Below are 13746 nucleotides of genomic sequence, written 5' to 3' on the forward strand. Positions count from 1 at the left end.
TGCGCAAGCATAGTCTTTTGGGGGATGAATGGATTTGTGGACCGCCTTTCAGGCACTGATTCTTGGCGTGGTAGAAGGCTTGACGGAGTTTCTGCCGATCTCCAGTACGGGGCACCAGATCATTGTCGCGGACTTGCTCGAGTTCGGCGGCGAGCGCGCGATGGCGTTCAACATCATTATCCAGCTCGGGGCGATCCTGGCGGTGGTGTGGGAGTTTCGGCGCAAGATCTTCGACGTGGTACTGGGTTTGCGCACCCAGCCCAGCGCTCGTCGGTTTACGGCCAACCTGCTGATTGCCTTCATGCCCGCTGTGGTATTGGGCGTGTTGTTTGCAGACCTGATCCATGAATACCTGTTCAACCCGATCACGGTGGCCATGGCGTTGGTGCTGGGCGGTTTCGTGATGCTCTGGGCCGAGAAGCGCCAGCACACAGTGCACGCCGAAACGGTAGACGACATCACCTGGAAGGATGCACTGAAAGTCGGCTTCGCCCAGTGCCTTGCGATGATTCCCGGCACCTCCCGCTCAGGTTCGACCATCATCGGTGGCTTGCTGTTCGGGCTGTCGCGCAAGACCGCGACCGAGTTTTCATTCTTCCTGGCGATGCCAACCATGGTCGGCGCGGCGGTCTACTCCGGCTATAAATATCGCGAGCTGTTTGTGCCGGCGGATTTTCCGGTGTTCGCCATCGGCTTCGTCACGGCGTTCATTTTCGCCATGATCGCGGTCAGGGGCTTGTTGCTGTTCATCGCCAGCCACAGTTACGCCGTATTTGCCTGGTACCGGATCGCTTTCGGCCTGTTGATCCTGGCCACCTGGCAATTCGGTTGGGTGGACTGGACGGCGGCCCAGCCATGAGCCGTCCAGGCCGTGAGCCGGGCCCAGCCGTGCAGAGTTTGCGGCTCAAGCTCGTGGTATTTGCGCTGGTGTGCGCCTTGCCGCTGCTCGGATCACTTTTGCTCGGGTTGCGTGCGGAGTCCTGGGTGCCGCTGACGGCCTACGGGCTCGTCAGCGTGGTGGCGTTTCTGTTGTACTGGAGCGACAAGCGCAAGGCCCGCGCTGACGCCTGGCGCACCCCGGAAAACGTATTGCACGCCGTGGAGCTGGCCGGGGGCTGGCCCGGGGCGTTGTTGGCTCAGCAAGTGTTTCGCCACAAGACCCGCAAGGTGTCGTTTCAGGTGGTGTTCTGGTTCATCGTGTTGCTGCACCAGGTGTTCTGGATCGACCAGTTATTCCTGGGCAGTCATCTGCTGATGCTTTCTGAGCTTCACGACAGCAGCAAACCCACCTGGGTGCGCTTGGGCAGCTTGCTCACCACCAGTTGGTGGGAGCGCTGCAGCAGGCCACGCAGTTCATCGGCGCCCAGCGGGTAGGGCGTCTGCATGATGACCCACTGAGCCCGCGCCAGATAGGGCGCCGGGTGGATCCCCGGGCGGTCGCAATGCCCCAGGAACAGATCCTTGTCCACCTTGAACGCCAGTGATTCGCCCCGCAGGTTCTGCAGGGCGAACATCTTGTTGCCGGCAATGGAAAATACCCGCACGCCGCCCCATTTGTAGTCCTCCCTGGCGCCCGGCAAACCCAGGCAGAACTGCGCGACATCCTCTTCGCTCAAGCTCATATTTTTCTATCTCCACAGCCATCGAATGCTTCTACCAAGTGGTCGATCCACGCGCGCACCGCTGGCAACATGCCGCGTCGATGCGGATAGACTGCCTGCAGCCAGCCGTCCGGCAGCGACCACTCGGGCAACAATTCCACCAGTGTGCCGTCCTGCAGTTCCTCCTCGCAATACATGCTCGGCAACAAGGTGAAACCCAGGCCGGCGAGGGCGCAGGCGCGGCGCACAATGAAGTCGTCGATGCCCAGCCGGGCTTCCAGGGCCAGTTCGACGGGCTCTGCGTTGGCCTTGAGCAGGCGCAGATGGACCAGGCGATCGGCGTCCAGCGCCCCGAGTATCGGCAGTTTCTTGAGATCCTCCGGGGTATTGATCTGCCGTCCTGCGACGAACGCTGGGCTGGCGACCATGATCAGCCGCGCCTGACGCAGCCGTCGCGTCATCAGCAGCGGGTCTTCGTCCCCCAGATCGCGCACGCGCAATGCCACGTCGATGCCTTCGCTCACCAGGTCTACCCGCCGATTGACCAGCATCATTTCCAGCTGCACTTGAGGGAATTTTTCCAGAAAGCTGGCGATCACCCCGCCCAGCATCTGATGAGCCAAACCCACCGGACTGGAAACCCGCAGGCGCCCGCGCGGCTCAGTGGACATGCTCGCCACGGCTTCATCGGCCATCTCGGCTTCCAGCAGCATGGCTTGGCAATGGCGCAGATAACGCTCGCCAACGGCCGTGAGCTTCAACTGGCGGGTGGTACGTTGCAGCAGTCGGGCGCCAAGGCGCTCTTCCAGTTCAGCGATACGCCGTGACAGCCGCGACTTGGGAATACCCAACAGGCGTCCGGCCGCGGCGAAACCACCGGCTTCGACCACTTTGGCGAAGTAGTACAGATCATTGAGGTCTTGCATATCGAGTTCTATTGTCCTGTCAGTGGAACGAACTATCGCATTAATACTGACTTATCGGCTATTGGCTTCATCGATAGGATTGTTCTCAATTGATCGCTTGGTCGCGATCCTCACTTGGAGAGCACTCATATGAAACTGTTGCACATCGACTCGAGCATCCTGGGCGACAATTCCGCGTCCCGCCAACTGAGCCGTGACGTGGTTGAGGCCTGGAAAGCTGCCGAAGCGGACGTCGTCGTGACCTACCGCGACCTGGCGGCCGATGCCATCAGCCACTTTTCCGCCCAGACCCTGATCGCCGCCGGCACCAGCGCTGAACTGCGCGACGCTGCCCAGAAGCACGAGACTGATCTCAGTGCCTCGACCATGGCCGAATTCCTGGCGGCGGACGCGGTGGTCATCGCAGCGCCGATGTATAACTTCACCATTCCGACTCAACTCAAGGCCTGGATCGACCGTATCGCCGTGGCCGGCCAAACCTTCCGCTACACCGAAGCCGGCCCCGAAGGCCTGTGTGGTGGCAAGAAACTGGTGATCGTTTCCACCTCTGGTGGCCTGCATGCCGGCCAGCCAAGCGGCGTGGCGCATGAGGAGTATCTGAAGGTCATGTTCGGTTTCCTCGGCATTACCGACATCGAGTTCGTTCGCGCCGAGGGCCTGGCTTACGGTGACGAAATGCGCAGCAAAGCCATAAGCGAAGCCAAGCTGCAGATCAGCGAGCAATTCGCCGCAGCTTAAAGACCGCGCAAAAAAACACCAGGCCTGGGCGAACCGGCCTGGTGGGTTTGCACAAGGTCGATCAATAAGCGGCTGTTTCGGTACGGCGCCGCAGCAGTAAAGTCAGCCCCAGTCCGATGATCGACAGCAGTGCCGCACTGAAAAAGATCGAGGAATACCCCAGATTCAACGCCACCGCGCCCATCAAAGGGCCGGCAATCGCCAGCGCCAGATCGAAGAACACCGCATAGGCGCTCAGTCCTGCGCCACGGCTGGTATTCGGTACTTGTTTGATGGCTTCCACACCCAACGCCGGATACACCAGCGACAGCCCGAAACCGGCCAGCCCCGCGCCAATCAGCGCGAACGCGGTAGAAGGCGCCAGCCATAGCAACACCAGCCCCAGGGTTTCTATACACATACAGGCAATGGCCGTCCTGAAGCCTCCGAAGCGGGCGATGCTGGAAATGAACAACAAGCGCGACAGGATGAAACAGACGCCAAACACCGTCAGGCACCAGGCTGCACCCGTCCAGCCGCGACTGACATAAAACAACGTGATGAAGGTGGTGAGCGTACCGTAGCCGATCGACGCCAGGCACAGGCTCGTCCCGTACGGTGCAATACGCCCGAACACCGCCCAAAAGGGCAGGCGCTCGCCACGAATGACCGGCACCGATGGCTTGTTGCGTATCAACAGCAGCGCCGCGCCGGCCAGCAGCGACAAGGCGATCCCCAGGCTGACAAAGCCCAGCTCACTGACCATTACCACTCCCAGCGGCGCGCCGATGGCAATGGCCCCATAAGACGCGATGCCGTTCCATGAGATCGAGCGGGCCGTGTGTTCGACCCCCACCTGGCCCATGCACCAACTGATGGTGCCCACGCCAATCAGGCCCTGAGCCACCCCGAGCAGCAAACGCCCGGCGATCAGGATCAACAGGCTCAGCAGTGGAAAGCTTTGCAGCAGCGTCGAAAGCAACGTCAGCAAACCACTGAGGACGATCCCGTACAGCCCATAAACGATCGCCCGCTTGGTGCCGATACTGTCCGACAGCCGCCCGGCCATGGGCCGACTGAGCAGCGTCGCCAGATACTGGGAGCCGATGGTCAGCCCGGCCACCACGGCACTGAAGCCCAACTGTTCGTGGACATAGCCCGGCAACACGGCAATCGGCAGGCCGATGCAGAGAAAGGCGATGAAGGTATAGAAGACGATGGAGATGATCTGCCAGGTGATCGACAGGGAACTGGGGGTGGATGGGTGTGTTGGCATGAGGCTCGTTCGCGGGCAGCGGTAAGAGGGGCTCATCATGGCGCGCGGCGGGAATAAAAGAAAGCAGGCTAACGGTTTGCCCGGGTGGTGATGGTGCCGACGCTATCGCGAGCAGGCTCGCTCCCACACTGGCCGCAGGGCTTGGAAGAACATCGGTTCCTTGTGGGAGCGAGCCTGCTCGCGATGACGGTAGGTCGGCCAATACCAAGTCGACTGAAACGGCCAAATCGCAAGCAAGCTGTGCTCCCACAAGCTGTTCTACCTTGAAAACAAAAAGCCCCGTCACAACGGACAGGGCTTTTCACTTGCAGCTTGAAGCTTACAACTCAGCGCTGCTCTTAAATCAGCACACCCTGGCTGCGCAGGTAATCGTCATAGGTGCCGCTGAAGTCGATCACGCCATCGGCGCTCAACTCGATGATGCGGGTGGCCAGGGACGATACGAACTCACGGTCGTGGCTGACGAAGATCAGCGTGCCCGGGTAGTTTTCCAGCGCCAGGTTCAGCGCCTCGATGGATTCCATGTCCAAGTGGTTGGTCGGTTCGTCCATCACCAGCACGTTCGGCTTTTGCAGGATCAGCTTGCCGAACAGCATGCGACCCTGTTCACCACCGGAAATGACTTTGACCGACTTGAGGATCTCGTCGTTGGAAAACAGCATGCGGCCCAAGGTGCCACGAACCAGTTGTTCGCCGCCCTGGGTCCACTGGCCCATCCAGTCGAACAGGTTGACGTCGTCTTCGAAGTCGTGGGCGTGGTCCTGGGCGTAGTAACCCAGTTCCGCGGCGTCGGTCCATTTCACAGTACCGGCGTCCGGCTCCAGTTCATTGACCAGGGTGCGCAGCAACGTGGTCTTGCCGATGCCGTTCGGGCCAATGATCGCCACGCGCTCGCCGGCTTCGACGGTGAAGCTGAAGTCCTTGAACAACGGCTTGCCGTCAAACCCTTTGGCCATGCCTTCGACAATGACCGCCTGACGGTGCAGCTTCTTGGTCTGTTCGAAGCGAATGAACGGGCTGACACGGCTCGATGGCTTGACCTCGGCCAATTGGATCTTGTCGATCTGCTTGGCACGGGAGGTGGCTTGCTTGGCCTTCGAGGCGTTGGCCGAGAAGCGGCTGACGAACGATTGCAGTTCGGAAATCTGCGCTTTCTTCTTGGCGTTGTCCGACAGCAGTTGCTCGCGGGACTGGGTCGCCACGGTCATGTACTCGTCGTAGTTGCCCGGGAACAGGCGCAGCTCGCCGTAGTCCAGGTCCGCCATGTGGGTGCAGACACTGTTCAGGAAGTGACGGTCGTGGGAGATGATGATCATCAGGCTCGAACGCTGGGTCAGCACGTTTTCCAGCCAGCGGATGGTGTTGATATCCAGGTGGTTGGTCGGTTCGTCCAGCAGCAGCACTTCCGGGTCGGAGAACAACGCCTGGGCCAGCAGTACCCGCAGTTTCCAGCCGGGCGACACTTCGCTCATCGGGCCGAAATGCTGCTCGATGCCAATTCCCAGGCCCAGCAGCAGTTCACCGGCACGGGACTCGGCAGTGTAGCCGTCCATTTCGGCGAATTCGGTTTCCAGCTCGGCCACGGCCATGCCGTCTTCTTCGGTCATTTCCGGCAGCGAATAGATGCGGTCGCGCTCGGCCTTGACCTTCCACAACTCTTCGTGGCCCATGATCACGGTGTCGATCACGGTGAATTCTTCGTAGGCGAACTGGTCCTGGCGCAGTTTACCCAGGCGCACGTTCGGCTCAAGCATGACCTGGCCGCCGGACGGTTCGAGGTCGCCGCCGAGGATCTTCATGAAGGTCGACTTGCCGCAACCGTTGGCGCCAATCAGACCGTAGCGGTTACCCGCGCCGAACTTGACAGAGACGTTTTCGAACAGTGGCTTGGCGCCGAACTGCATCGTGATGTTAGCTGTAGAGATCAAAGGTTTATCCTGCGGAACATTCAGAGTAGCTAAGGGTGCGGCAGTACCTGTTCAGTACCTGTTTGCGCAGGTCCCGACCGCGCGAAAGCTTCGCGGTCGCAAGCGCAAGGGTCCATCCGGCATAAGAGGACAGCAGCATACGGAGCGCTTGACCCAAATAGACGTACGCCGAAGCCGGAATCCGGTATCGGCCAAAAAGGGGGCGCGTAATGTTTGGCGGCAATTGTACTGATCTGGCCGCGTTAACGATAGGGTGTAACCCAGGCAAGACAGTTTTTCACAACGCAGGGATAACCTTTGGTTACGAGTTGTGGCTAAATTGCCGTCTCACTTACGCCATTCCCCACGCTGTTCGGCTGTGCGGGAAGTGGCAGCCTGTCCACTTTTGATGTGTGCGGATACTGTGAAACTCATCATTGCCGCGATCTATCTTCTCTCTATCGGTTATGTGCACCTGCGCGGGCGCGTTCGGCACAAGCTCGGACGCCAGTTGAGCGACCATTCGTCCTTCCTCGCGCCGATCAACTGCCTGCTTTACCTGTGCTCGAAACTGCCCAACAAGCCTTTCCTGAACCCGGCGCAGTTTCCCGACCTGAGCCCGTTGCAGGCCCATTGGCAGGAGATCCGTGCCGAAGGCCTGAATTTGCTGCGAGCGGGGGAGATCAAGCGTTCCAACCAGTACGACGATGTGGGCTTCAATTCGTTCTTCAAGACCGGCTGGAAGCGTTTCTACCTGAAGTGGTACGCCGACAGTCATCCCTCGGCGATGAAACTGTGTCCGCGCACCACTGAACTGGTGCAGAGCATCGGTTCAATCAAGGCGGCGATGTTCGCCGAACTGCCACCGGGCTCCAAGCTGGTTCGTCATCGCGACCCGTATGCCGGGTCCTATCGGTATCACCTGGGCCTGGAAACGCCCAACGATGCCGGCTGCTACATCAATGTCGACGGTGAGCATTACCACTGGCGTGATGGCGAGGCGGTGATATTCGACGAGACGTTCATTCATTACGCCCAGAACACCACGCCTCACAATCGCATCATTCTCTTTTGCGACGTGGAACGCCCCATGAGATTTCGCTGGGCCAGTGCCTTCAACCGCTGGTTCAGCCGCACCGTGATGGCGGCCGCCGGAGCGCCCAATGACGCCGGAGACAAAACCGGCGGCCTGAACCGGGCGTTTTCCAGGCTTTACAGGATTCGCCTGCAAGGCAAGGCTCTGAAGAAGCGCAACCGCAAGCTGTATTACTTGCAGAAGTGGGCGTTCTTCGGCGGTCTGCTGGCGGTCTTCATCTGGATATGAGCGGGTGACTCTCCGTACCTGCGTCATTCCCCAGGTTTTTGCGCATCCAGTTGCTCCCACATCCTGGCCGTGATTCGCTGGCGATGGTTGTACCCCTCCCAAGGATCGGCGCCCAGGTTTCTGGCCCGTTCTAGGGCCGTATAGATGTCCCACTGCTGGGCGTTACGCAGACCGTCAAGCTCGGCCCGGGCAATCGGCACGGATACCGGCAGACCTGGCCGAGCGCGCACGGAATAGGCGCTGACGGTGCTGGCGCCCCGGGCGTTACGCAGGTAGTCGACAAATATCTTCCCGACACGATTCTTCGGCCCCATGGTCGCGGTGATCCGCTGCGGCATCTGCCGGGTCATGAACAGGGAGATGGCCTTGGCGAAAGCCTTGGTAATGTCCCAGCCTTCACTGCGCGCCAGCGGCACGATGACATGCATGCCTTTGCCTCCGCTGGTTTTGAGGAAGGCCTGCAAACCCAGTTCGTCGAGCACCGAGAGGGTCAGGCGAGTCGCCTCGATCATCGCGCTCCAGGGCAGCGACGGGTCGGGGTCCAGATCAAGAACGAACAGGTCCGGCGTCTCGATCCGATCATGCGTGGCGGCCCATGTGTGCAACTCCACCGTGCCCATTTGGGCCGCGCTGACCAGCGACTGCACACTGTCGATTTCCATCAGCGCGGCATGCCCGGGATCCAGTCGCGAATCCAGCTGTTTGATGTGGGGAATGTCCAGGCGATCGGCGTGTTTCTGAAAGAACTGCTCTTCGCCGATTCCCTCTGGCGCCCTGAGCAGGGCAACCGGGCGCTGCTTCAGGTGCGGCAGAATCCAGGGAGCGATGTCCTCGTAGTACTGCGCCAGTTCGACTTTCTGCACGCCGCTGACACTGTCGATGACGCGCTCAGGGTGGGAAATCTCCACCCCTGAGACCTGTACGCTACGGGCTTTGCCGCGAGGCGTGGTTTTGGCGGACAGGGGTTTTATCGGAACTGGCTGCTGACGCACAACCTTGCTTGCCGGTATGTCGTTCTGTAGATCCAGGAACACCGCCTGGCGCACCAGGCCGTCGCGGGTCCAATCAGCGAACTCGACTTCACAGACCTCGGTTGGCTCTACCCAATGCACGCCGCGGCTTTGCGCGCTGCTGACCGGTGCGACCAGTGGCGAATCGTCCCGCTCCAGGCTACAGAGTTGCTCGTGCAGTTGTTTGAGCCGGGCTTGTGCGAACCCTGTGCCGACACGGCCGGCATACATCAATCCCTCGGGCCCGTTGACCGCCAGCAACAGTGCACCGAAACCATTGCGCCGACCTTTGGGGCGGGTGAAGCCGACGATCACGAACGGCTGGCGCAGACGGCACTTGAGTTTGATCCAGTCGGCGCTGCGGCGCGACACATAGGGGCTGCCCAGGCGTTTGCCGATCACGCCATCGAGTGCGAGGGCGTTGGCACTTTCAAAAATGTCGTGCTGGTTGGCGGAAAACGACTCAGAGAAGCGCAGGCGCTTGCTGGCATTGTTCTTCAGCGCCTTCTTGAGGGCTGCCCGGCGTTTTTCAACCGGCGCCTGGCGCAGATCGACGCCATTTAAAAAAGGCGCATCAAACAGGACGTACACCAGGTCTACCGTGCGGCCAATCTCGAACGACTGTCGCAGGGCCACAAAGTCAGAGTGGCCGTCGTTATCGAGCGAAACGAGGCCGCCGTCGAGCCAGCTGTCACCCAGATTCAGCTCAGACAACGCATCGGCGTGCAATTGCAGTCGGTCGGTCCAGTCCTGTTGATTGCGGCTGAGCAATCGCACTTGACCCGCTTCAATGCGGGCCATCAGGCGATAGCCATCGAACTGGACTTCATAACGCCATTCACCGGCCGGGGGCTGCTCAACGGGGGTGGCGCGTTGCGGCAACAAGCGCTCGGGAAGGGCACTGCTACCGGTCTGGCTCTGCCGGGTGCGCTTGCGGCTGTGCTTGTGCTCCGGCTCGGCACCGGACAAACGGGCGTATTCACTCTCGGCCTTGGCCATGACGGATTCCCTTGTATTGCTGGCGCCCGGGGATTAGCCCCGGGAGGCCTTGGTGGCTTTTTTCGCGGGAGCGGACTTGCTGGTCTTTGCGGGCTTTGCAGCGGTTTTTCCGGCAGGCTTTTCTGGCGCCTTGCCCTTGCCGCCCAGGCTGCGTTTGAGCAGTTCGGTAAGGTCGATGACATCGGCGCTCTTGCGTTGCTCTTCACCCGGATCGGTTTCCACCGCCTCCAGGCGGCCTTCTTTGGCCTTTTTCTCCACCAGTTCCATGATCTTGTCTTCGAAGCTGTCCCGGTACTCTTGCGGTTCCCAATCGGCGCTCATGTCCTGCACCAGCCGCTTGGCCATTTCCAGCTCCCCCTTGGCCAGGGTTGGCTTGATGACTTCATCGCCCAGTTCCAGGATGTCGAGTTCGCGCACTTCGGCGGGCCAGCGCAGCATCACCAGCACCAGCGCAGACTCCAGCGGCATCAGCGCTGCCAGATGCTGGCGGGTATGCAGCACGACATGGGCCAGCGCCACCTTGTTGGTCTTGATCAGGGTTTCGCGCAGCAGGGCGTAGACCTTGCCGCCGCGTTTGTCTGGCGCCAGGAAGTAGGGCGTGTCGATGTTTTGCAGGGGAATTTTGTCGCTGTCGACGAAAGAAAAAATATCGATGGTCTGGGTGGACTTGGGGTGGGCGGAGCGAATCTCTTCTTCGCTGAGCAGAACGTACTGGCCTTTCTGGTATTGCACACCCTTGACGATATTTTCCTTGGTCACCTCCTTGCCGGTGACCTTGTTCACTCGCTTATAGCCAACCGGGTCCATGCTGCGCTTGTCCAGCCAGTCGAAATCCACCCCCTGGGAGGACGTGGCCGACACCAGCGCCACAGGAATGTGGACCAGTCCGAAGCTGATTGCGCCTTTCCAGATTGCCCGTGCCATGGAGGGGGTTCCTTGCCGATGAATGAGTCATTCAGGTGACCTTGCGGCGTTCGCAAAAGTTTCCATGGAGCGCCGGTTGACCCGCCCCGCATTGCCTTCGAGACGCTTGGTTACATCTTCGGACGGACATTTCCCTTAACAACGGCGAACCGGCGGCGTAGCGTGCTTTCGATATGCCTGAATCCAAGAGGTGCTCCGATGAACAGGCTGCTACTCACTCTCATGACGCTGTTGCTGACCACCGCCGCCCACTCGGCAACGCCCGACCGCGGGGCCATGGTCCTGGCCCAGAACCTGCCAGGTAACAACAATCCCTATAACAGCCCGATCCGCCGGGCCAATCCCAACAGCATGCAGGGCACCCGGCCCAACGTGCCGATGATCCATAACAACCCGACCGTTCCCGTTCCCCGGCGACCCACGCTGGAAAATGGCGGTATCGGCAACGGGTATCCCCGTTCCGGTCAGCCTGCCGGCTCGCCACGGCCTACCATCAAGCCCAATCCACCGCCGAGGGACACCTCAAACGACATTCGCTGAGTACCGAGCCCTGGCAGTCTTTATTCACACCACAGAAGGAAGTGTGCATGTTGCGTAAAACACTCCTGGCCGCATTCTGCGCCAGCGCTGTACTGACTCTCGCCACGCCGGCGTCTGCCGCGCAAAGCCGGCAACTCAAGAACGAGGAGGGCACGGTGGAGGTGACCACCGTGGTCAAGGGGCTCGAACACCCCTGGTCCGTAGCTTTCCTGCCTGATCAACAGGGCATGTTGGTGACAGAGCGAGCGGGCAACCTGCGTCGGGTCAGCCCGGATGGCCAGCTCTCGGCACCATTGAACGGCGTACCTGAGGTCTGGGCCAGAGGCCAGGGCGGTTTGCTGGACGTCGTGCTGTCGCCGGACTTCAAGCAGGACCGTACGGTCTACCTGTCTTACGCCGAAGCCGGCGATGACGGCAAGGCAGGCACCGCCGTGGGCCGTGGGCAATTGTCCGAAGACCTGCAGAGTCTGAAGAACTTCAATGTGATTTTCCGCCAGCAGCCCAAGCTTTCCACCGGGAACCACTTTGGGTCGCGCCTGGTGTTCGACCGGGACGGCTATCTGTTCATCACCCTGGGGGAAAACAACGAGCGGCCCACGGCCCAGGACCTGGACAAGCTCCAGGGCAAGATCGTGCGCATCTACCCCGACGGCAAGGTGCCGGACGATAACCCGTTTGTCGGTCAGGCAAACGTACGCCCCGAGATCTGGTCCTACGGCGTTCGCAACCCCCAAGGGGCGGCGCTCAATCCCTGGAACGGTACGTTGTGGGAGAACGAGCACGGTCCCAGGGGCGGCGATGAGCTGAATATCATCGAACGCAGCAAAAATTACGGCTGGCCGCTGGCGACTCACGGCATCAACTACTCTGGGGCGCCGATCCCGGAAGCCGGCGGCAAGACCGCCGAAGGCACGCTTGGCCCTTTTCATGTATGGGAAGTGTCACCCGGGCTGAGCGGCATGGCGTTCTATGACAGTGACCGCTTCAAGGCCTGGCAACACAGCGTGTTCATCGGTGCGCTGGTGTCCCGGAATCTGATCCGCCTGGAACTGGAGGGTGACAAGGTCGTGCACGAAGAACGCCTGCTGGGTGAGCTTGGCGAGCGCATCCGCGACGTGCGCCAGGGGCCGGATGGTTTCCTGTACGTGCTGACAGATGATGACGATGGGACGCTCTATAAAGTCGGGCTCAAGTGATTCGCAACAGTGCCCATTGACTTGCCAGCCAGCGGCAGGCTAATTTCCAGGCATGACCAGCACCGTATTGCGTAGCCAGCCAAGCATTATTACCGCCATTCCTTATTTGGCGGGCTAGCTGACGACTGCACCCAACCCGCCTCCGAGGCAGGTTTTTTCTTTCTGTCTCCGGAGTTTTGTCCAAACCAGGAGACCGCCATGCCTACCACCCGCCCCGAGCAAGCCCTGCTAGAACATTACGTCAAGAAGATTCTGGCCGCGCCGGTGTACGAACTGGCCATGCGCACGCCGTTGCAAGCGGCCACCGGACTGTCCGAAGCCTTGGGCAACCGGATCCTGCTCAAGCGTGAAGACCTGCAGCCGACTTTTTCTTTCAAGATCCGTGGCGCCTACAACAAACTGGTGCAACTGACCGCCGAGCAACGGGCTCGCGGTGTCATCACCGCTTCGGCGGGCAATCATGCCCAGGGCGTGGCGCTGGCCGCGCGGGAGCTGGGCATATCGGCCAGCATCGTCATGCCACTCACCACACCGCAGCTCAAGGTGCTGGGCGTGCGCAACCGGGGCGCCGAAGCAGTGCTGCACGGGGAGAGCTTTCCCTTTGCCTTGGAATACGCACTGGAGCTGGCCCGACAGACCGGACGAGAGTTCGTTTCGCCCTTCGATGATCCGGACGTGATCGCCGGGCAGGGCACCGTCGCCATGGAAATCCTGCGTCAACACCCAGGCAGCCTGGACGCGATTTTTGTCCCGGTCGGTGGCGGGGGGCTGATTGCCGGGGTCGCGGCCTACGTCAAGTACCTGCGCCCGGAGGTTCGCATTGTCGGGGTGGAGTCACAACATTCCGCCTGTCTCCAAGCGGCGCTGGCAGTCGGTGAACGGGTCAGTCTGGCAAGCGTGGGAACCTTTGCCGATGGCGTGGCTGTCGCACAAATAGGGGCCTACGGCTTCGACATCTGCCGTTTCTGCGTTGATGACGTGATCACCGTCACTGACGACCAATTGTGCGCAGCCATCCGAGACATCTATGACGATACCCGGTCGATAACCGAGCCCTCGGGCGCCTTGGCGGTCGCCGGCATCAAGCAGTACGTCGCCCAGACCGGCGCGCGAGGCCAAACACTGGTGGCAATCGATTCCGGCGCGAATATCAACTTCGATAGCCTGCGCCATGTGGCAGAGCGGGCTGGCGCCGAAGTCATTTGACGTTTTTTACGCGACGTCACACTTTTTTCGAAGCAGCCGACGGGTGCCCACTCACCCCTGCGCAATAGGGTCTAATCTAGCTTGCGACAGGATCACTGGCGATTGCAGTTTGCATGAGGA

General features: G+C 60.6%; 12 protein-coding genes and 1 pseudogene. 7 read left to right on the forward strand and 6 right to left on the reverse strand.

The features are described 5' to 3' along the window. Positions 1 to 28 precede the first annotated feature (28 nt). Both GSM73_RS10085 and GSM73_RS10090 read left to right on the forward strand, forming a co-directional pair. On the forward strand, positions 29 to 859 hold the full coding sequence (locus tag GSM73_RS10085) for an undecaprenyl-diphosphate phosphatase (RefSeq protein ID WP_047229126.1): 831 nt from the start codon (positions 29 to 31) through the stop codon (positions 857 to 859). Continuing rightward, positions 856 to 1260: pseudogene (locus GSM73_RS10090) on the forward strand (DUF1294 domain-containing protein); the annotation flags it as partial. The gene GSM73_RS10085 and the pseudogene GSM73_RS10090, both read left to right, overlap by 4 nt. A gap of 8 nt (positions 1261 to 1268) precedes the next feature. On the opposite strand, the gene GSM73_RS10095 reads toward GSM73_RS10090, so the two are convergent. Both GSM73_RS10095 and GSM73_RS10100 read right to left on the reverse strand, forming a co-directional pair. Next, complete coding sequence (locus tag GSM73_RS10095; protein WP_047229124.1) at positions 1269 to 1622, reverse strand: MmcQ/YjbR family DNA-binding protein; 354 nt, start codon at positions 1620 to 1622, stop codon at positions 1269 to 1271. Next, positions 1619 to 2527, reverse strand: coding sequence for a LysR substrate-binding domain-containing protein (locus GSM73_RS10100; protein WP_047229123.1), 909 nt, complete (start codon positions 2525 to 2527; stop codon positions 1619 to 1621). Before GSM73_RS10100 ends, GSM73_RS10095 begins: the two co-directional genes overlap by 4 nt. 129 nt (positions 2528 to 2656) lie before the next feature. Between GSM73_RS10100 and GSM73_RS10105 the strand changes: the two genes are divergently transcribed. Beyond that, positions 2657 to 3265: an FMN-dependent NADH-azoreductase gene (locus GSM73_RS10105; RefSeq protein ID WP_047229122.1), complete on the forward strand. Its 609-nt coding sequence runs from the start codon at positions 2657 to 2659 to the stop codon at positions 3263 to 3265. 61 nt (positions 3266 to 3326) lie between these two features. Here GSM73_RS10105 and GSM73_RS10110 read toward each other — a convergent pair whose 3' ends face one another. Both GSM73_RS10110 and GSM73_RS10115 read right to left on the reverse strand, forming a co-directional pair. Beyond that, positions 3327 to 4520 (reverse strand): MFS transporter, encoded by a 1194-nt coding sequence (locus GSM73_RS10110; RefSeq protein ID WP_047229121.1) that lies wholly within the window; start codon positions 4518 to 4520, stop codon positions 3327 to 3329. Between the two features lie 338 nt (positions 4521 to 4858). Further along, entirely contained in the window at positions 4859 to 6448 is a 1590-nt protein-coding gene (locus tag GSM73_RS10115) for an ABC-F family ATPase (protein WP_076384583.1), read from the reverse strand. Between the two features lie 403 nt (positions 6449 to 6851). Between GSM73_RS10115 and lpxO the strand changes: the two genes are divergently transcribed. Further along, positions 6852 to 7751, forward strand: coding sequence for a lipid A hydroxylase LpxO (lpxO, locus tag GSM73_RS10120; RefSeq protein ID WP_076386642.1), 900 nt, complete (start codon positions 6852 to 6854; stop codon positions 7749 to 7751). Between the two features lie 23 nt (positions 7752 to 7774). Here lpxO and ligD read toward each other — a convergent pair whose 3' ends face one another. Together ligD and GSM73_RS10130 are read right to left on the reverse strand one after the other, a co-directional pair. Continuing rightward, positions 7775 to 9760 (reverse strand): DNA ligase D, encoded by a 1986-nt coding sequence (gene ligD / locus GSM73_RS10125; protein ID WP_160892359.1) that lies wholly within the window; start codon positions 9758 to 9760, stop codon positions 7775 to 7777. Between the two features lie 33 nt (positions 9761 to 9793). Further along, entirely contained in the window at positions 9794 to 10684 is an 891-nt protein-coding gene (locus GSM73_RS10130; protein WP_076384587.1) for a Ku protein, read from the reverse strand. Between the two features lie 198 nt (positions 10685 to 10882). Between GSM73_RS10130 and GSM73_RS10135 the strand changes: the two genes are divergently transcribed. The 3 genes from GSM73_RS10135 (at position 10883) to ilvA (ending at position 13626) form a co-directional block, all read left to right on the forward strand. Then, positions 10883 to 11224 carry a hypothetical protein gene (locus tag GSM73_RS10135; RefSeq protein ID WP_160892361.1) on the forward strand — a complete coding sequence of 114 codons (342 nt, stop codon included), beginning with the start codon at positions 10883 to 10885 and terminating at the stop codon, positions 11222 to 11224. 47 nt (positions 11225 to 11271) lie between these two features. After that, complete coding sequence (locus tag GSM73_RS10140) at positions 11272 to 12420, forward strand: PQQ-dependent sugar dehydrogenase (RefSeq protein WP_160892363.1); 1149 nt, start codon at positions 11272 to 11274, stop codon at positions 12418 to 12420. Between the two features lie 198 nt (positions 12421 to 12618). Then, positions 12619 to 13626 carry a threonine ammonia-lyase, biosynthetic gene (gene ilvA, locus GSM73_RS10145; protein ID WP_076384591.1) on the forward strand — a complete coding sequence of 336 codons (1008 nt, stop codon included), beginning with the start codon at positions 12619 to 12621 and terminating at the stop codon, positions 13624 to 13626. Positions 13627 to 13746 lie beyond the last annotated feature (120 nt).

Origin of the sequence: Pseudomonas sp. PICF6 (genome assembly GCF_009831705.1) — a bacterium.
GTDB lineage: Bacteria > Pseudomonadota > Gammaproteobacteria > Pseudomonadales > Pseudomonadaceae > Aquipseudomonas > Aquipseudomonas rhizophila.

Bases quoted from the DNA above. Each gene is read 5' to 3' on its own strand.
- GSM73_RS10085 (WP_047229126.1), top strand. From the start codon at position 29: ATGGATTTGTGGACCGCCTTTCAGGCACTGATTCTTGGCGTGGTAGAA.
- GSM73_RS10095 (WP_047229124.1), bottom strand. From the start codon at position 1,622: ATGAGCTTGAGCGAAGAGGATGTCGCGCAGTTCTGCCTGGGTTTGCCG.
- GSM73_RS10100 (WP_047229123.1), bottom strand. From the start codon at position 2,527: ATGCAAGACCTCAATGATCTGTACTACTTCGCCAAAGTGGTCGAAGCC.
- GSM73_RS10105 (WP_047229122.1), top strand. From the start codon at position 2,657: ATGAAACTGTTGCACATCGACTCGAGCATCCTGGGCGACAATTCCGCG.
- GSM73_RS10110 (WP_047229121.1), bottom strand. From the start codon at position 4,520: ATGCCAACACACCCATCCACCCCCAGTTCCCTGTCGATCACCTGGCAG.
- ligD (WP_160892359.1), bottom strand. From the start codon at position 9,760: ATGGCCAAGGCCGAGAGTGAATACGCCCGTTTGTCCGGTGCCGAGCCG.
- GSM73_RS10130 (WP_076384587.1), bottom strand. From the start codon at position 10,684: ATGGCACGGGCAATCTGGAAAGGCGCAATCAGCTTCGGACTGGTCCAC.
- GSM73_RS10135 (WP_160892361.1), top strand. From the start codon at position 10,883: ATGAACAGGCTGCTACTCACTCTCATGACGCTGTTGCTGACCACCGCC.
- GSM73_RS10140 (WP_160892363.1), top strand. From the start codon at position 11,272: ATGTTGCGTAAAACACTCCTGGCCGCATTCTGCGCCAGCGCTGTACTG.
- ilvA (WP_076384591.1), top strand. From the start codon at position 12,619: ATGCCTACCACCCGCCCCGAGCAAGCCCTGCTAGAACATTACGTCAAG.